Genomic DNA, 17,244 nt, shown 5'->3' on the forward strand with positions numbered 1-17,244 from the left:
CTTTTGGTGGCAAACTAAAGATTATAATAATTAAGGAAAAACAATGATAACTCTTAGTTTAGAAGAAGAAAAAAGATTTGAAGAGCTTTGTAAAATGGCTTTTAATTTTGCAAGAAATAATGAATATGAAAATCTTAAAATCATGATAGAAGCAGGTTTAAATGTAAATTTAAAAACTCATAAAGGAGATAGCTTGCTTATGCTTGCAGCTTATAATAATTCTTATGAAAGTGCTAAAATGCTTTTAGAAAAAGGTGCAAAAGTAGATGAAAAAAACGATCGTGGACAAACCCCATTAGCAGGAGTTTGTTTTAAAGGATACTTACCTATGTGTGAACTTTTAGTTAAATATGGAGCAAATATTGATGAAAACAATGGTTTAGGAATGACACCTTATACTTTTGCTATTATGTTTGGACGCAAAGATGTGGCAGAATTTTTACTCAAAAAATCTAAAAATAATTTTTTAAAGAAAATGAGCCTAAAAATACTAAAATTTATCAAAAAATTTTAGTTATTTTTTAAATTTCTTCAGATACCTATAAACACTGGGTTCTGAAATTTTTAAAAATTTTGCTACGATAGGAACCGCTCCTTTTATATTAAAAATACCTTTTTCATATAGCTTTTCAGCAATTTCTTCTTTTTGAGTAATGCTTAATTGATAATCAGAATTTAAATAACTAGAATCTACACTTTGAACTAAAATATCCTCTATTGAGTGACTTAATGTTTCTATGCTTGAATCATTTTGAGAAAAACTAATATTTCCTAAAATATCACCCATATCTCCAATTTTTTCTAAATCAATCATCTTGCATATTAAATCTCTCATAACACTAGTATCATGATTGATACACAAAATACCTACTAATTCATCATGATTTTTAATAAAAAAAGTAGATCCTCTAATTAATTTTGATTTTCCAACAAGAGCCTTATAATCACATAAAAAATCTTTTTCTAAATATTTTTTATTTTGCATAAGCTCACTTGCAAAAGCAGTCAAGGGAGAATCTAAACTTCTCCCACTAATGTGACTGTTAGCAATTGCTGCAATATAAGCCCCATCTTCAGTAATTACATGAAAAACTATCTCATATTGCTCACCTAAAACTTCTCCTAAAAAATATGTCAACTTTATAAATTGTTGTTTTTGTCCCTCATCCATAAAACCGCCTTCAATAAAATTAATATAATATTAAATTCTACTCTTTATACTTTAAAACATTTCTTAAAAATAAAATTTTATTATTATGATAATAAACTATTGACAAATTATTATTGTAGTGATAAAATGCATTCTGCTTAATCTATATTTAACAAAGGAGAATTCATGTCAAACTATCCAAAAGCTATTGGTCCATACTCAGCTTACAGAGAAGCAAATGGACTTTTATTTATATCAGGACAACTTCCTATCAACCCTGATTCAGGCGAAATAGAAAGCCATGATATCAAAGAACAAACCAAACAATCTTTGAAAAATATCGGTGCTATTTTAGAAGAAAATGGTATCAGTTATAATAAAGTGATTAAAACCACTTGCTTTTTAGCTGATATCAATGATTTTGTAGCATTTAATGAAATTTATGCTGAATTTTTTAAAGATCCTTATCCAGCAAGAAGTGCTTTTGCGGTAAAAGATCTGCCAAAAAAAGCTAAAGTAGAGATAGAGATTATCGCTCAAAAAGGCTAAAATATGCTAGGTATTGTTTTATCTCTATTTAGCATTTTTTTACTTGTTTTTATGCTTTATAAAAAAATCAATGCTCACATGGCATTGCTTTTAAGTGGTTTACTTTTACTTTCCTTAGCTGCTATTTTTGGACTTTCTCCACACATTGTCGCTAAAGGTTCTTTAAATTTAGGTTTTTTTGATATTTTTCAAGTTTTTAATCAAACCATGTCAAGTACATTAGCAGGGCTTGGACTTACACTTATGACTATAGCAGGTTTTTCTGCTTATATGGATCATGTAGGGGCTTCTTATGCACTTTTTACAGTTTTTGAAAAACCTTTAAAAGCTGTAAAATCTCCTTATGTTTTACTCATAGTTGCTTATTTTATCGTGCAATTTTTAGTTCTTTTTATCCCTTCTCACGCAGGCTTGGCACTTTTACTTATGGTTACTATGTATCCTATACTTGTACGCTCTGGTGTTTCAAAGCTTTCTGCCTTAAGCGTGATTGCTATTTGTCAATATATCGATCATGGACCTGGGAGTGGAAATGTGATCATGGCGTCAAAAGTAGCTGAAGTTGATCCTGCAATTTATTTTGTTCATTATCAACTCCCTACGACTTTACCTATCATTATAGCTGTAGGTATTACAATATATCTTTGCAATAAATTTTTTGACAAAAAAGATAATTTTGTCTTCAATGCACAAGAAATTGAAAAAGAACTAAATGAAAATGAAGGCAAAGAAAAAGAACTTAAAAAACCTCCTAGAATTTATGCGATTTTACCTATAATTCCTTTGGTTTTAATCCTAGGATTTAGTTCAGTACTCGATAGCATCTTGGTTTTAATGGGAATAAATAGTGCTGAAGAAGTCAAAGCAGCTGCTAGTACCACAATTAAAATGAATGTTCCAGTAGCAATGGTGATTTCAACTTTTGTGGCTATTATTTTTGAAATGATACGCTATAAAAGCATAGTAGAAACTCTTAATTCTATTATGATTTTCTTTAAAGGAATGGGACATTTATTTGTTATCACAGTTTCACTCATCGTTTGTGGTCAAGTATTTGCAAGTGGTCTTTTATCTGTAGGTTTTGTAGATACTTTAATAGAATTTTGCAAAAATGCAGGATTTGGAGTTTTGGCTATTATTATCGTCGTTTCAATCTTGCTTGCAGTTTGTGCTTTCTTAATGGGTTCAGGAAATGCAGCATTTTTTAGTTTTGCTCCACTTATCCCAAATATAGCAAAACACTTTGGAGTTGAAACTATCACCATGATAGCACCAATTCAAATCATGACGGGCTTTGGAAGATGTGTTAGTCCTATTGCACCAGCAATCTTAGCTATCTCAGCTATTGCAAAAGTAAGTCCTTTTGCCGTGGTTAAAAGAACAGCTATTCCTATGCTTGTAGCGACTATTGTAAATGTTATTATGACTTATATTTATCTTTAAAAAGGAGAAAAAATGAACTCAAAAACTAAACTTATTCATTGTGGCAGAGGTGATCAAGGCGCTGAAGTAAGATCAGTTAATCCTACACTTATGCGTGCATCAACCATACTTTTTAAAGATCACGCAACTTGGCAAAAATACAGAGAATTAAGAAAAACAGATCGTGTTTTAAGTTATGGAGCTAGAGGAACAACAACTAATTTTGAACTTGAAAAACTTATTTGCACTCTAGAGAGTGGCTATAGAGCACAACTTTTCCCAACAGGACTTGCAGCATTAGCTATGGTACTTTTAAACTATGCAAGCAAAGATGCGCATTTTTTAATCACTGATGCAATTTATGGGCCTGTAAGAACGATTTGCGAACTATTTTTAGAAAAAATGGGTGTTGAAATTGATTTTTTAAAAGCTGATGCAAGTGATGTAGAAGAAAAAATCAAGCCTAATACCAAGCTTATCTTATGTGAAAGTCCAGGTTCTATACTTTATGAAATCATAGATTTACCAAAACTTTGCAAAATTGCCCATGCGCATAATATCCCTGTAGCCATTGATAATACTTATTCTAGTGGATATTTTCTAAATCCTTTAGAACTTGGGGTGGATATTTCAGTTATCGCCGCTACAAAATATCTTAGCGGACACTCTGATGTAACCATGGGTATAGTAGTAATCAACGAAAAAGAATGGAAAAATTTTGACAAACTTCCAGAAACTTTAGGCTTTACAACAAGTCCTGATGATGCTTACTTAGTGCTTCGTGGTATGAGAACACTAGATGTGAGAATGAAAGCTCATGAAAAAAGTGCTGATGAAATTGTAGAGTTTTTACAAAGCAGAAAAGAAATTAAAACAATTTTCTATCCAAAACTCAAATCCCACCCAAATCATGAAATTTTCATGCGTGATCATAAAGGTGCAAATGGTATGATTACCATAGAATTTGCAGAAGGTTATAACAAAGATGATGCTATTAAATTTGTAGATAAACTAGAATACTTTTCAATTGGTGCTAGCTGGGGTGGATATGAAAGCTTAGCCACCGTAACTACTCCACCTAGAACTGCAACAGACCTAAGCGCAAGAGGGCCATTTGTAAGATTTCATATAGGTCTTGAAGATACTAAAGATTTAATTGCTGATTTAACACAAGCTTTTGATAGTATTAAAAAATAAGGAGATAAGATGACAGGAATTAGTGTATTTGATCATAGATTACTAGCAGACTCATGGAGCACGCAGGAAATGCGTGCTATTTTTTGCGAACAAAACCGCATACAAAAATGGCTCGATGTTGAAGCAGCTTTAGCAAAAGCACAAGCAAAACTTAAAATTATCCCTAAAAAAGCAGCTGATGAGATCGCAAAAAAAGCTCATTATAAATTTATGGATATGGACTTTATCTTTGCTGAATTTAAAAAGACCAAACACCCTTTAGTTCCTACTGTAAGAGGATTAGAAAAAGCTTGCGATAATAATTTAGGCGAATATGTACATTTTGGAGTAACCACTCAAGATATCATCGATACAGGACTGGTTTTGCAATTTAAAGAAGCAATGACTCTTATAAAAAGCGAATTAAAAGCTATCGCAAAAGCCTTAGCGAAACTAGCTAAAACCCATAAAAACACCGCTATGATGGGAAGAACTTTAGCACTTCAGGCTTTGCCTATTACTTTTGGACATAAAGTGGCTATTTGGTTAAGCGAACTTGAGCGTCATTTTGAAAGAATACTTGAGCTTGAAAAAAGACTTTATGTAGGTAGTATAGTAGGTGCTGTAGGAACCAAAGCGAGTTTAAGTGATGAGTGCAATGAGGTAGAAAAACTCACTTTAGAAAATTTAGGACTTGATGTGCCTAATATTTCTTGGCAACCTGCACGTGATCGCTTTATAGAGCTTGGTTTTGTGCTAAGTAATATCAACGCAACCTTTAACAAAATCGCTCATGAAATTTTAATCCTTTCGCATAATGAAATTGATGAAGTTGCTGAACCTTTTGGCAAAGGACAAGTAGGATCAAGCACTATGCCACACAAAAGAAATCCTGCAGTAAGCGAAAATGCAGTTACAGTAAGCAATGCCTTTAAAGCAAATTTAGCCATTTTAAGCGATATTGAAAGACATGAACATGAAAGAGATGGTCAAGTTTGGAAAATGGAATGGAAGCTTTTACCTGAAATGTTTTTAATGCTTTCTGTGGTTTTAGCAAATATGAAATTCGCTCTTAGCGATTTAGAAGTAAAAAAAGATAAAATGCTTAAAAATTTAAATACTCTTAATGGTTTTGTTTTAGCCGAGCGTGTTATGTTTGCATTAAGCGATCATTATGGAAAACAACATGCCCATGAAATTGTTTATGAAAATGCTATGCTAGGTATAGAAAAACAAAAAACTTTTAAAGAAGTTTTACTTGCAGATAAAAGAGTATCTAAGGTATTGAAAGAAAAAGAAATTGATGCTTTACTTGATGCAACAACCTATGTAGGATATGCACCAAAACTTGTAGATGAATTTTTGGCAAAAATCAAAAATAGCGCTATCTTAAAATAGGAAAAATCATGTTCTATAGTGAAATTTTAGCGGATTTTATTTTCAATCTTAAATATGAAAATATCCCTAATACAGTTGTTCAAAGGGCTAAAGAGCTTATGCTTGATAGCCTTGGAACAGCTATAGCAGCAAGCAAAGAAGAATGTGTTTTAAATGCTTTTAAAGCTTTTGAAAATTTAAGCACAGAAAAAAATACTCCTATTTGGGTAAATGATCAAAAATTAGATCCTATATATGCAGCTATGCTAGATGGCATTGCTTCTCATGCATTAGATTTTGATGATACGCATACAGAAGCGATTTTGCATGCAAGTGCGATTTTAACTCCACTTTGTTTAAGTTATGGTTTTCATGTTAGCAAAGATGCGAAAAAAATCATCAAAGCTTTTATAATAGGCTGGGAAATTGCAGCTAGAGTAGGCATTGCAAGCAAAGGCACTTTTCATAAGCGTGGTTTTCATACTACTGCTATTGCAGGAATTTTTGGAAGCGTGAGTGCAAGTGCAATCTTACTAGATCTTAACAAAGAACAAATCATCAATGCTTTAGGACTTGCAGGAAGTTTTGCAAGTGGGATTAATGAGTTTTTATCCAATGGATCTAATTCAAAAGTTTTACATATTGCCAATACTGTTAAAAACGGCATTATGGTAGCTCATTTTGCCAAAAACAATATGAGTGGGCCTTTGAGTATTTTTGAAGGTAGGGATAATATCTTTAAATGTTTTGGCATAGAAGAAGAATGCGATAAAACAGAACTTAGCAAAGCCTTGGGAGAAATTTGGCAAACTATGCAAGTTTCAATCAAGCCTTATCCAAGTTGTCATTTTGCTCATGGGCTTATTGATTGTGCTATTGCTTTAAAAAATGATGGTTTAAAAGCTGATGAAATTAAAAGTATTCATTGTTTTGTAGATGAAGTTCCTATTTCTTTTATCTGCGATCCTTTGGAAGCAAAATACACTCCAAATAGTGCTTATGAAGCTAAATTTTCCATGCCTTTTTTAATGGCTCTTGGATTCTTTGATGGTAAAATCACTCTTGAATCTTATAAAAATTTAAAGCGTGAAGAAGTACTAGAATTTGCTAAAAAAATCAGTTACGAAAAAAGGAAATCTCAAGGCTTTCCAAAATATTTTCCAGGGCATTTAGAAGCCAGTTTGCAAGATGGACGCATAATCCAAAAAGATGTTTTTATCAATAAAGGTAATTTTGATAATCCACTAAGTTTTGAAGAATTAAAAGCTAAATTTTTAGCCAATGCACAAATTTACCTTGATAATGCTAAAGCTAACAAAATTCTAGATCAAATCATCAATCTAGAAAATTTAAACCACTTTTCTTTTTAAATATTTATCCTTCTTTTTACAAGAAGGATAATTTCATTACACTTTTTTATTATAATATTTATTATTAATTTAGGAATTACAATGACTTTAAACGAGTTAAAAGATGGACAAAAGGCTATTATTGTCAATTTAAACGCTCACAAAGAACTCAAAAATAGACTTTTAAGCTTTGGATTTATTAAAAATAAAAACTTGAAAAAAATTCACTCCTCTTTAAAAAATGCCACCATAATGGTAGAACTTGATACAAGTTGTGTTATCCTAAGATCTGATGAAGCTAAAACCATAGAAGTGAATCTTATATGAAAAAAATCAAAATAGCCCTTGTAGGTCAGCCTAATGTAGGCAAAAGTCTTCTTATTAATGCGCTTTGCAAAGCCAATATGAAAGTAGGAAATTTTAGCGGAGTTACTATAGAAAAAGCAAGTGCAAAAACTTTTTACAAAAACTATGAATTTGAAGTCATTGATTTACCAGGAACTTATTCTTTAGATGGATATAGCGAAGAAGAAAAAATCACACGTCATTTTTTAAATCAAAATGACTATGATGTTATTGTTAATGTTTTAGATGCTACTAATTTAGAACGCAATCTTATCCTTAGTGCAGAACTTTTAAGCCTTAATAAAAAAATGCTTTTAGCTTTAAATATGTGCGATGAAGCCAAAAAAGAAGGTATAGAGCTTGACACTTCTATTTTAAGCCAAGAATTTCAAAGTCAAGTTGTTGAAATTTCAGCAAAAACAAAAGAAAATTTAGAACTTTTGCTGCAAAAAATTATTATTTTATTTGAAAGTAAATTTATTCCAAGATCTCAATTTTACACTCCGCTTTGCGAAAAAACTCCAGAAAAAGAAGATTTATTATATTTTATTAATGAACTTTCAAAAAAAATTATCACACATAAAAAAGAAGAGAGAAATTTAACCAAAAAAATCGATGCCTTACTTATCCATAAATTCTTTGGCTTACCTATATTTTTATTTTTAATGTGGCTTTTATTTCAACTCACCTTTAGCTTAGGACAAATTCCTATGGATTATATAGAATCAGGCTTTAATGCCTTGGGTGAATTTGTTAAAAACAATATTTCTAATGCCTTTATCGCTTCAGCTTTGGCTGATGGGATTATCGCAGGTGTTGGTGCTGTGATACTTTTTTTACCTAATATAATGATTTTATTTTTAGGCATAGCTCTTTTAGAAACCACAGGCTATATGTCAAGAGTAGCTTTTTTACTTGATGGGATTTTACATAAATTTGGTTTGCATGGTAAAAGTTTTATTCCGCTAATCACTGGTTTTGGTTGTTCGGTACCTGCTTTTATGGCTACACGTACTCTTAAGAACAAAAGAGATAGACTTTTAACTCTTTTTGTGATCAATTTTATGAGTTGTGGGGCAAGACTTCCTGTATATGTGCTTTTTATCGGTGCTTTTTTTCCAAGTGAAAAAGCAGGAAATTATCTTTTTGGAATTTATATTTTAGGTGCGATTTTAGGACTTTGTGCTGCAAAATTTTTAAGAATGACAGCATTTCGTGGACTTGATGAACCTTTTGTTATGGAAATGCCAAAATATCGTATGCCAAATTGGCATTTAGTTTGGTTTATGGTTTATAATAAAGCCAAAATGTATCTTAAAAAAGCAGGAACTTTCATACTTTTGGCCTCTTTGCTCATATGGTTTGCTAGCAATTTTCCAAAAAATGAAGAAAATTTAAATGATTTTAATGCTCAAGAAAGAGCTATAGAACAAAGTTATTTAGGACAATTTGGCAAAGGCATAGAACCTATTTTTAAACCCCTTGAGTTAGATTGGAAATTAAGCGTATCTTTAATCAGTGGTTTGGCTGCTAAAGAAGTGATGATCTCAACTATGGGAGTACTTTATTCACTAGGAAAAGATGTAGATGAAACAAATAATGATTTAAAAAGAATTATTGCCAAAAATATACCTATACCAAGTGCAGTGGCTTTTATTTTATTTGTAATGATTTATAATCCTTGCTTTGCAGCAACTATAGTTTTTTCAAAAGAAAGTGGAAAGCTAAAATATACTCTCTTTCTCTTTCTTTTTACCTGCACAAGTGCTTATATAGTAGCTTTTATAGGACTTCATATTGCTAAAATTTTATTAAATTAACTTACTTTTAATGATGAAATTTTAGCAATATTATCTTCAAAAGCTTTTAAAATGCTATAAGCAACACCTTCAAAATCAAGCCCACCGCAAAGATAGATTAAAGTCATACGAAAAGATTTACTCACATCAAGCTTTGGTTTTTCAGCGTTCATATTTAACTTAAAATCATAAGGACTTGCATGTTTAAAAGCATAATTTTTTGCCGCAATTAAAAAATCATTCTTATCTTTTAAAAATGCGCCTTTAACCAAAATAAAACTCATCTCAAGATATTTCCAAAAATCTTTTGAAGGCATAGGATTTTCATCAAAATTTTGTTCTATAAAAGCATAGTTTTTTTCAAAAGATTTTTTATAATTTTCTACAAGCAAAGCACCTAATTTATTTTTAGCTAGATTTTGTAAAATAAGTTTTATATTGCTTTCAAATTCAAAATCTATTTGTTCTAAAATTTTAATTTGCTCTTCTAGAAAAAATTCTTGTTTTAACTCTTCATTACAAAGTTTAGCGTAAGAAAAAATATTTGCCATAGGCTTTTCATAATTTCCAAACTCATCCCAAAAATTTTTCTCACTACAGGCTATACAACCATGTCCTGCAGCCACTGGCCAAGAAGTTTTAGCATTAAATTTCACTTTAGGGCAGTTATTGTAAGTATAAGGTCCTTTACAACCTATCTTAAATAAACAAGCTCCATTCTTTGCAGCTTCATCATCAAAATGTTCAGCAAAAATCCCACTTTCAAATTTCGCCTTTCTTTCACACATATCATGCAAACATTTACCATAAGCCCACACAGGACGATTTTGCTCATCAAGTTCAGGCAAAACTCCAAATAAAGCAAAAAAACTTAAAGTCGCAATGATATTTACATCACTTGGAGGACAACCTGGGATATTTGCTACTTTTTGACTTAAGACTTCACTAATACCACAGGTTTTACTAGGATTTGGATAAGCAGCCTGAATACCACCATAACTTGAACAAGTACCCACTGCAAAGATAGCTTTAGCTTTAGCAGCTAGTTTTTCTAAAATTTCATAGCCACTCTCTCCTTGTGCTCCTATAGTAAGAAAAAAGGTATCAATGGCTGCAACACCACCTTCAACCGCTAAAATAAAATCTTCTTCTAAAACATGCTCTAAAAGCTCTTCAGCCTTAGTACCATTTGCCGCCATTAAAGTTTCATGATATTCTAAAGAAAAAAAATCAAAAATAAGCTCATCAAAACTTGGCAACTCAGAACGCAACAAACTCTCACTACACCCTGTACATTCACAAAGATGAAGCCATACTAATTTTGTTTTAGGTGCGATTTGAAAAAATCTTTGAGCAAGAACTGGAATTTCATTACCTAAAGATAAATGCCTAGCAAGAATTTTTACACTTTCTTCATTGATAAACTTATCCTCTTTTAAAGTAGAATTCTCAAGTTTTTTAATGCGATCTTCAAGTATATTTTTTAATTCTTCATTGCTAAGCTTTGCCATTTTTTATCCTTTTTGATTATCCCAACAAAGAACAGTTTGCCCTTCTTCATTTTTTTCAACATCACCCATGCCCATGATGTTGTATCCTGCATCAACATAATGTATTTCACCTGTAACACCATTTGCCAAATCACTAAGTAAATACATAGCCGAATTTCCTACATCTTCTATACTAACATTGCGTTTTAAAGGAGAATTGATTTCATTGTATTTTAAAATCATTCTAAAATCCCCTATTCCACTTGCTGCCAAAGTTTTAATAGGACCTGCTGAAATAGCATTAACACGAATTCCTTTTACCCCTAAATCTCTTGCTAAATAACGCACAGAACTTTCAAGTGCAGCTTTTGCTACACCCATAACATTATAATGAGGCACATATTTAACCCCACCAAGATAACTTAAAGTCAAAATCGAACCCTTATCTTTTAAAATAGGTAAAAGCGCACGTGTTAAAGAAAGTAAAGAATACACAGAAGTTTGCATAGCTATATCAAAAGCTTCTTTTGAAGTTTCTAAAAAAGAATTTTCTAAAGCCTCTTTTGGAGCAAAAGCAACCGCATGTACCACAAAATCAATCTTACCTAAATCTTTTTTGATTTTTTCAGCGATAGAATCTAAATGCTCATTATTGTTTACATCAAGCTCGTAAACAAAATTAGAATTAAACTCTTGTGCTATAGGTTCTACGCGTTTTTTTAAAGCATCATTTAAAAAAGTAAAAGCAAGCTGGGCTCCTTGATCAAAACATGCTTTTGCTATGCCATAAGCGATAGATTTATTATTTGCAACCCCTACAATAAGACCTTTTTTACCTTTCATAATCATCTTTTATCCTTTGATTAATTTTATAAAATTTTCTACTTTTAAAGCTGCAGAGCCTATCAAAACTCCACCACAATGATTTACACTTAAAATTTCTTTAATATTATTTTCATTCACACTTCCACCATAAAGTAAAGGTACCCTAGTTAAACTCGCTAAAAATTCAAGCACTTTAGCAATATCTGTAGCTTGTGCACTCACTCCCGTTCCTATAGAATAAATAGGCTCATAAGCAATGATGAGTTTTTCATAATTTAAATCAATAATTTCAAGTTGTTTTTTTAAAAACTCTAAAGTCTTGCCTAAATTTTTTGTATCTAAATTTTCACCTATACAAAAAACAATTTTATAGCCATGCTCTTTAGCAAAATCAAATTTAGCCTTAATAAGTGCTTCATCTCCTAAAGCTCTTCTTTCAGAATGCCCGATTAAAACACATTTGATCCCAAATTCGTCCAAATGTTCTTTTCCAAGCTCGCCTGTAAAAGCACCATTAACACAAGGATAAAAATTTTGCGCTCCTTGTATGAAGTTATTTTCATTTTCTAAAAATGCTACACTAGGTGGGAAAACGATAATATCATCGCATTTTGCCCCCATAGTTTTATTTAAAATTTCAGCATAAATTTTAAAGCTTGCCCTTGTGTGATTGCATTTTAAATTTGCAGCAAAGATCATTCATTTTCCTTAGATCTTAAAGCTTTTACACCTGGAAGTTCTTTACCCTCTATAAGTTCAAGAGAAGCACCACCTCCAGTGGAAATAAAAGTCATCTCATCTGCATCACCTGCACGCGCAACCACATCAGCCGTATCGCCACCGCCAACAACAGAAGTTGCATGTCCTTCGCTGATATAATGACTCATTTTAATACTACCTTTTGAAAATTTATCAATTTCAAAAACACCCATAGGTCCATTCCACCAAATCGTTTGCGCATCAGAAATCACCTCTTTAAAAAGTCTCACACTTGCAGGTCCTATATCTAAACCCATCCAACCATTTGGAATTTCTTGCGCTGGAACAAATTTCATTGGTGCATCTTGTGAACACGCAGGAGCGGCTACAACATCTACTGGAAGATAAATTTTTACTCCTAAATTTTTACCCTTGGTAAGAATTTTATTAGCTTCTTCTAAAAGCTCTTCTTCTAAAAGTGAATTTCCTATATCATAACCTAAGGCTTTTAAAAAAGTAAATGCCATACCTCCGCCTATGATTAATTTATCTACCTTTGGTAATAAATTTGTCAATGCTTGAAGTTTTCCGCTTACCTTTGAACCTCCAACAACAGCGACAAAAGGACGTGCTGGATGTTTGATAAGATTGCTTGCAAAATCAATTTCTTTTTGGAGTAAAAATCCTGCGCCTTTGTGTTTTTCATCAAAAAATTTAGTAATCGCCTCTACACTAGAATGTGCTCTATGGCATACTCCAAAAGCATCATTGATATAAACTTGAACCATAGAAGCAAGTTCTTTGGCTAAATTTTCATCATTTTTAGTTTCGCCTTTTTCAAAACGCAAATTTTCAAGAAGTAAAATTTCACCCGCTTTTAAATTCATAGCTTTGGTTTTTGCATCTTCGCCGATAACATCTTTTGCCATAATAATTTCTTTATCTAAAAGTCTAGCAAGACGCTTAGCTACAGGTTCTAAAGAATATTTAGAGCTAATTTCTTTTGGACGCCCTAAATGAGAGGCTAAAATCACATTACAACCATTATCCAAACAATATCTTATCGTAGGAATAGCTGATCTTATGCGTCTATCATCAGTGATATTTAAAAAATCATCTTGAGGAACATTAAAATCACATCTTATAAAAACTTTTTTCTTAGCTAAATCAATGTCTTTTATAGAAATAATATCACTCATGATTAAGCCTTATTTGCAATATATACTGCCATATCTACTAGACGACTTGAATAGCCCCATTCATTATCATACCAAGCAATTACCTTGATAAAATCATCCGCAATCACTTGAGTTAAATCACTTGCTACAATAGCTCCATAAGAACAAGTGATAAAATCGCTTGAAACTCTTTCATCATCATCTACCATTAAAATGCCTTTTAAATTTGTAGTTGCAGCTTTTCTAAAAGCTTCATTGATTTCATCTTTGCTGACTTTACGGCTTAGTTGTGCAGTTAAATCCACGCTTGATACATCAATCACTGGCACACGCATACTTTGTCCATGAAGCTTGCCATTAAGTTCAGGCATAACAAGTTTCATAGCTTTTGCTGCGCCTGTAGAAGTTGGAATGATATTTTGCGCTGCAGCACGAGAACGGCGTTTATCTTTAGCTTTAGCATCAATAATACTTTGTCCATTTGTATAAGCATGTATTGTTGTCATAAGTCCTTTTTCTATGCCAAAATTATCTTGTAAAACACGACAAACAGGACCTAAACAATTTGTTGTACAACTTGCATTAGAAATAATGCTTTCACCCTTATAAAGTTCTGAATTTACCCCTAAAACATAAGTAGGAGTATCATCTTTTGCAGGAGCACTCATGATCACTTTTTGTACTCCCATATCTATAAATTCTTGACATTTTGCCATAGTTAAATGCGCTCCTGTGCACTCTAAAACAATTTGTGCGCCGTGTTTTGCAAAGTCAAGATCTTTTACATTGCGACTTTTAAATACTTTGATTTTTTTACCATTTACCACTAAATCATCGCCTTCACTATCAACACTGCCTTTAAATTCACCATGTACTGTATCGTATTTAAAAAGGTATTTTGTAAGTTCAATATCCGTAGTATCATTTATCGCCACAAGCTCAATATCATTTCTTTCTAAGATGATTCTTGCAACACATCTGCCTATGCGTCCAAAACCATTTATAGCAACTTTTACAGCCATTTAATTTCCTTTTGCAAAATATAATGCTAATATTCTACAAAAAAAAGGTTAAAAATTTAATGAAGATAGCACTTTTTGGTGGCAGTTTTGATCCACCACATAATGGACACAATAGCGTTGTTTTAGAGGCTTTGGAAAAATTAGATATTGATAAGCTTATTATTATGCCTACTTATATCAACCCTTTTAAACAAAGTTTTAGTGCTGATGAAAAGCAAAGATTTTTATGGGTTAAAAAACTTTGGGGACATTTGCCAAAAGTTGAAATTTGTGATTTTGAAACCAAGCAAAAACGCCCTGTTCCTAGTATAGAAAGCGTTAAGTATCTTTATAAGCTTTATAATCCTAGTAAATTTTATCTTTTAATCGGCGCAGATCATTTAGAAAAACTTCATCTTTGGCATGATTTTGAAAAACTTAATTCTTTAGTAGAATTTGTTATTGCCAATCGCAATGATATAGAAATTCCTAAGAATTTTAAAGATTTAAAAACCGATAAAAAAATCGCTTCTTCTTTCATACGCAATACTTTAAATACAAATGAAGTTTGCGAAGAAATTAAAGATGAAGTAAAAAAATATTATGAAAAATTACAAAAAAATTGATACAATTTCAAAAATTAAAGGAAAATAATGCAAGAAAGAATAGATTTAATCGTTAAAATTTTAGATGAAAAAAAAGCTGAAGATATCAAAACCATTGACATGAGCGAGCAAGAATACTTTGTAAAATATGTCATTATCGCAGCTACTTTAGGAGAAAGACACGCTCTATCTTTGATCGATGAGCTTAAAACACAACTTAAAGCCAAAGGTGAGGAATTTTTAAACATAGATAGTAGTGAAGAATGGAGCGTGATTGATCTTGGTGATATTTTAATCCATCTTTTAACACCAGAACACAGAGGAATTTATAATATAGAAGAATTATTAGAAAATCTTAAAAAAGGTAGGGTTTAAAAAGGCTAAAATTTAATTAGCCTTTTAATTTTTAGAGATTATCGATATATTCTTTAATTTCTTTTTTGATCTTCTCTTTTTGTTCTTTTAAAGCTTCTTTTTTAGCTTTATACTCAGCCTTACTCATATAATCTTTTTGTTCTTTTAAAGCATCAAGTTCTTTTTCGATTTTTTCCACTTCTTGTTCTTTAAGTTTTTTAGCTTCTAACTTTTTATCATAAAACATAGGATCTTTAGCACAATCATTTTGTACTTGTTTTAAAGCAAGCTCTAAGCTTAAAGTTCTAGCTGTATCATTATGTGCTTTAGAAAAACTGATTTCTTTATTGATACGATCGATTTTTCTATCACATTCACTTGCACCAAAAGCAAAGGCGCACAACGAAAGTAGAACAAGTATTTTTTTCATTTTTAATTCCTTTTTAAAATAAATTTAAATCGCGAAATATTATCTCATCAATTCTTAGGCCTAGCTTTTATATCATCAAATAAAGCAAATACCATACTTTCAAGCTCTTTTGCTCTTTCTAAAGAAGTTGCTTCAAAGCGTGTGATAAGATAAGGGCTGGTGTTAGATGCACGAAGCAAAGCCCATCCATCGCCAAAATCTATCCTAGCTCCATCGATTTCACAAAGACTTTTAACACCTTTTAAAGCTCCTTTTTCAATCTCTTTTTGAAATTCTTCCACAAGTTTAAATTTTTCTTCTTCATTTACAGGAATTTTAATTTCAGGCGTAGTATAAAGTTTTGGTAAAGCTTTAATCATACTTTCTAAATCAAAACCTTTATAAACAAGTTCTAAGGCTCTTAAAAATGCGTAAATTCCATCATCATAACCAAAATATCTATGTTTAAAGAAAATATGCCCACTCACTTCAGCAGCTAAATCAATATCTTTTTCTTTCATCATTTTTTTGATATTAGAATGTCCTGTTTTTCCCATAAAAATAGTTCCAAATTTAGCCACTTCATCAAAAAGATTTTTAGAACATTTTACCTCGCCTAAAATGCGTGGACTAGGAATATTTTTAGCAAACAAATAACAAAGCTCATCCCCACAAAATACATGAGTTTTACTCAAAGCAACCATTCTATCAGCATCCCCATCAAAAGCAAAAGCTAAAGAATAATCTTGATTTTGATTTAAAAACTCTCTAATCGCACTTAAATTTTCTTCTTCTGTAGGATCTGGAGCATGGTTTGGAAACTGTCCATCAGGCTCTGCAAACATTACATGAGCTTTTAAATTTAAAGCTTTAATTAAAGGCTCTATCACCACTCCAGCCGCACCATTTGTGCAATCAACGCCAAATTTATAATTAAAATCCTTTAAAAAGCTAAATTGCTCGCACATAAATTTCACATAAAGGCTTAAAATATCGTATTTTTCTACTTCTAAATTTTCTTCAATATCATCATCTAAATGCTTATAAACTTCTTTTGAAAACTCTTTTAATTCCACGCCAAAAAAACTTTCTTTATTGATAGTGATTTTAAAACCATTATAATCTTTTGGGTTATGAGAGCCTGTTATCATAACATTTGCATCAAATTTCAAGCCCTCATAAAGACTAAAATATCCCAATGGAGTTGGTACAAGCCCTATATCATAGATTTTTATTCCCGCTTTGTTAAGTCCACTCACTAGATAATTAAAAAGTTCATTTGCACTATATCTTGCATCATAACCCACACTTACATTTTTACAGCCTTTATTTAGCATGGTTTGTCCTAAGCAAAAACCTATAGCCTTAACACTTTTTTCATTTAGTTCTTTGCCATAAAGTCCTCTTATATCATATTCTCTAAAAATCACATCTAACATTTTTTTCCTTCAAATTCATCTCTTCTTTGACCTAAATTTATCGTTTTTCTAAAGCAAATTTGGATAGAAAAGAAATT

Annotated in this window: 17 protein-coding genes and 1 pseudogene; 10 read left to right on the plus strand and 8 right to left on the minus strand. The window is 31.5% G+C overall.

Annotated features, from left to right (window positions below):
• Positions 1 to 43: 43 nt before the first annotated feature.
• Positions 44 to 514 (plus strand): Cj1386 family hemin-binding protein, encoded by a 471-nt coding sequence (locus AJN70_RS04820; RefSeq protein WP_044778870.1) that lies wholly within the window; start codon positions 44 to 46, stop codon positions 512 to 514.
• Here AJN70_RS04820 and AJN70_RS04825 read toward each other — a convergent pair whose 3' ends face one another.
• Complete coding sequence (locus tag AJN70_RS04825) at positions 515 to 1,171, minus strand: transcriptional regulator (protein WP_070248088.1); 657 nt, start codon at positions 1,169 to 1,171, stop codon at positions 515 to 517. It abuts the gene before it with no gap.
• Between the two features lie 165 nt (positions 1,172 to 1,336).
• Between AJN70_RS04825 and AJN70_RS04830 the strand changes: the two genes are divergently transcribed.
• The 7 genes from AJN70_RS04830 to feoB all read left to right on the plus strand — a co-directional run bounded on the left by AJN70_RS04830 (position 1,337) and on the right by feoB (position 9,188).
• The gene (locus AJN70_RS04830; RefSeq protein ID WP_052858258.1) at positions 1,337 to 1,699 is read left to right on the plus strand and encodes a RidA family protein; all 363 of its coding nucleotides are present in this window, start codon (positions 1,337 to 1,339) and stop codon (positions 1,697 to 1,699) included.
• A gap of 3 nt (positions 1,700 to 1,702) precedes the next feature.
• A complete protein-coding gene (gene dcuC, locus AJN70_RS04835) occupies positions 1,703 to 3,142 on the plus strand; it encodes a C4-dicarboxylate transporter DcuC (protein ID WP_002881509.1) in 1,440 nt (479 codons plus the stop codon).
• Positions 3,143 to 3,154: 12 nt separating this feature from the next.
• Positions 3,155 to 4,318, plus strand: a complete 1,164-nt coding sequence (locus tag AJN70_RS04840) for a trans-sulfuration enzyme family protein (RefSeq protein ID WP_070295544.1) — start codon at positions 3,155 to 3,157, stop codon at positions 4,316 to 4,318.
• Between the two features lie 9 nt (positions 4,319 to 4,327).
• Positions 4,328 to 5,695 carry an adenylosuccinate lyase gene (gene purB, locus AJN70_RS04845; RefSeq protein WP_052777903.1) on the plus strand — a complete coding sequence of 456 codons (1,368 nt, stop codon included), beginning with the start codon at positions 4,328 to 4,330 and terminating at the stop codon, positions 5,693 to 5,695.
• 8 nt (positions 5,696 to 5,703) lie between these two features.
• The gene (locus tag AJN70_RS04850) at positions 5,704 to 7,044 is read left to right on the plus strand and encodes an MmgE/PrpD family protein (RefSeq protein WP_038817384.1); all 1,341 of its coding nucleotides are present in this window, start codon (positions 5,704 to 5,706) and stop codon (positions 7,042 to 7,044) included.
• A gap of 81 nt (positions 7,045 to 7,125) precedes the next feature.
• Entirely contained in the window at positions 7,126 to 7,350 is a 225-nt protein-coding gene (locus tag AJN70_RS04855) for a ferrous iron transport protein A (protein ID WP_002779147.1), read from the plus strand.
• Complete coding sequence (feoB, locus tag AJN70_RS04860) at positions 7,347 to 9,188, plus strand: ferrous iron transport protein B (RefSeq protein WP_070295545.1); 1,842 nt, start codon at positions 7,347 to 7,349, stop codon at positions 9,186 to 9,188. The genes AJN70_RS04855 and feoB overlap by 4 nt, the downstream gene beginning before the upstream one ends.
• On the opposite strand, the gene AJN70_RS04865 is transcribed toward feoB, so the two are convergent.
• Genes AJN70_RS04865 through gap form a run of 5 tightly spaced genes read right to left on the minus strand, consistent with a single transcriptional unit; the run spans position 9,185 to position 14,381 of the window.
• Complete coding sequence (locus AJN70_RS04865) at positions 9,185 to 10,678, minus strand: hydrogenase small subunit (protein ID WP_070295546.1); 1,494 nt, start codon at positions 10,676 to 10,678, stop codon at positions 9,185 to 9,187. The genes feoB and AJN70_RS04865 overlap by 4 nt on opposite strands.
• 3 nt (positions 10,679 to 10,681) lie before the next feature.
• Positions 10,682 to 11,506 carry an enoyl-ACP reductase FabI gene (gene fabI, locus AJN70_RS04870; protein WP_070295547.1) on the minus strand — a complete coding sequence of 275 codons (825 nt, stop codon included), beginning with the start codon at positions 11,504 to 11,506 and terminating at the stop codon, positions 10,682 to 10,684.
• 3 nt (positions 11,507 to 11,509) lie between these two features.
• On the minus strand, positions 11,510 to 12,181 hold the full coding sequence (locus AJN70_RS04875; protein ID WP_070295548.1) for a triose-phosphate isomerase: 672 nt from the start codon (positions 12,179 to 12,181) through the stop codon (positions 11,510 to 11,512).
• A complete protein-coding gene (locus AJN70_RS04880; protein WP_070295549.1) occupies positions 12,178 to 13,380 on the minus strand; it encodes a phosphoglycerate kinase in 1,203 nt (400 codons plus the stop codon). Before AJN70_RS04880 ends, AJN70_RS04875 begins: the two co-directional genes overlap by 4 nt.
• Before the next feature lie 2 nt (positions 13,381 to 13,382).
• Positions 13,383 to 14,381, minus strand: a complete 999-nt coding sequence (gene gap / locus AJN70_RS04885) for a type I glyceraldehyde-3-phosphate dehydrogenase (RefSeq protein WP_002868484.1) — start codon at positions 14,379 to 14,381, stop codon at positions 13,383 to 13,385.
• A 59-nt stretch (positions 14,382 to 14,440) separates the two neighbouring features.
• On the opposite strand from gap, the gene nadD reads away from it, so the two are divergent.
• Both nadD and rsfS read left to right on the plus strand, forming a co-directional pair.
• Positions 14,441 to 14,986 (plus strand): nicotinate (nicotinamide) nucleotide adenylyltransferase, encoded by a 546-nt coding sequence (gene nadD, locus AJN70_RS04890; protein ID WP_002862071.1) that lies wholly within the window; start codon positions 14,441 to 14,443, stop codon positions 14,984 to 14,986.
• A gap of 27 nt (positions 14,987 to 15,013) precedes the next feature.
• Positions 15,014 to 15,340, plus strand: a complete 327-nt coding sequence (gene rsfS / locus AJN70_RS04895) for a ribosome silencing factor (protein ID WP_002855339.1) — start codon at positions 15,014 to 15,016, stop codon at positions 15,338 to 15,340.
• Between the two features lie 31 nt (positions 15,341 to 15,371).
• On the opposite strand, the gene AJN70_RS04900 is transcribed toward rsfS, so the two are convergent.
• On the minus strand, positions 15,372 to 15,749 hold the full coding sequence (locus AJN70_RS04900; protein WP_002932559.1) for a DUF1090 family protein: 378 nt from the start codon (positions 15,747 to 15,749) through the stop codon (positions 15,372 to 15,374).
• Between the two features lie 47 nt (positions 15,750 to 15,796).
• Positions 15,797 to 17,186, minus strand: a pseudogene (gene pgmL, locus AJN70_RS04905) (phosphoglucosamine mutase PgmL).
• Positions 17,187 to 17,244 lie beyond the last annotated feature (58 nt).

It is taken from the genome of Campylobacter sp. BCW_4341 (assembly GCF_001764255.1).
In the GTDB taxonomy this organism is placed as follows: Bacteria; Campylobacterota; Campylobacteria; order Campylobacterales; family Campylobacteraceae; genus Campylobacter_D; species Campylobacter_D jejuni.

Coding starts and splice junctions, on each gene's coding strand:
- dcuC (WP_002881509.1), top strand. CDS start 1,703: ATGCTAGGTATTGTTTTATCTCTATTTAGCATTTTTTTACTTGTTTTT.
- feoB (WP_070295545.1), top strand. CDS start 7,347: ATGAAAAAAATCAAAATAGCCCTTGTAGGTCAGCCTAATGTAGGCAAA.
- AJN70_RS04825 (WP_070248088.1), bottom strand. CDS start 1,171: ATGGATGAGGGACAAAAACAACAATTTATAAAGTTGACATATTTTTTA.
- gap (WP_002868484.1), bottom strand. CDS start 14,381: ATGGCTGTAAAAGTTGCTATAAATGGTTTTGGACGCATAGGCAGATGT.
- AJN70_RS04855 (WP_002779147.1), top strand. CDS start 7,126: ATGACTTTAAACGAGTTAAAAGATGGACAAAAGGCTATTATTGTCAAT.
- AJN70_RS04820 (WP_044778870.1), top strand. CDS start 44: ATGATAACTCTTAGTTTAGAAGAAGAAAAAAGATTTGAAGAGCTTTGT.
- AJN70_RS04875 (WP_070295548.1), bottom strand. CDS start 12,181: ATGATCTTTGCTGCAAATTTAAAATGCAATCACACAAGGGCAAGCTTT.
- AJN70_RS04865 (WP_070295546.1), bottom strand. CDS start 10,678: ATGGCAAAGCTTAGCAATGAAGAATTAAAAAATATACTTGAAGATCGC.
- fabI (WP_070295547.1), bottom strand. CDS start 11,506: ATGATTATGAAAGGTAAAAAAGGTCTTATTGTAGGGGTTGCAAATAAT.
- AJN70_RS04830 (WP_052858258.1), top strand. CDS start 1,337: ATGTCAAACTATCCAAAAGCTATTGGTCCATACTCAGCTTACAGAGAA.
- AJN70_RS04900 (WP_002932559.1), bottom strand. CDS start 15,749: ATGAAAAAAATACTTGTTCTACTTTCGTTGTGCGCCTTTGCTTTTGGT.
- nadD (WP_002862071.1), top strand. CDS start 14,441: ATGAAGATAGCACTTTTTGGTGGCAGTTTTGATCCACCACATAATGGA.
- AJN70_RS04850 (WP_038817384.1), top strand. CDS start 5,704: ATGTTCTATAGTGAAATTTTAGCGGATTTTATTTTCAATCTTAAATAT.
- rsfS (WP_002855339.1), top strand. CDS start 15,014: ATGCAAGAAAGAATAGATTTAATCGTTAAAATTTTAGATGAAAAAAAA.
- AJN70_RS04840 (WP_070295544.1), top strand. CDS start 3,155: ATGAACTCAAAAACTAAACTTATTCATTGTGGCAGAGGTGATCAAGGC.
- AJN70_RS04880 (WP_070295549.1), bottom strand. CDS start 13,380: ATGAGTGATATTATTTCTATAAAAGACATTGATTTAGCTAAGAAAAAA.
- purB (WP_052777903.1), top strand. CDS start 4,328: ATGACAGGAATTAGTGTATTTGATCATAGATTACTAGCAGACTCATGG.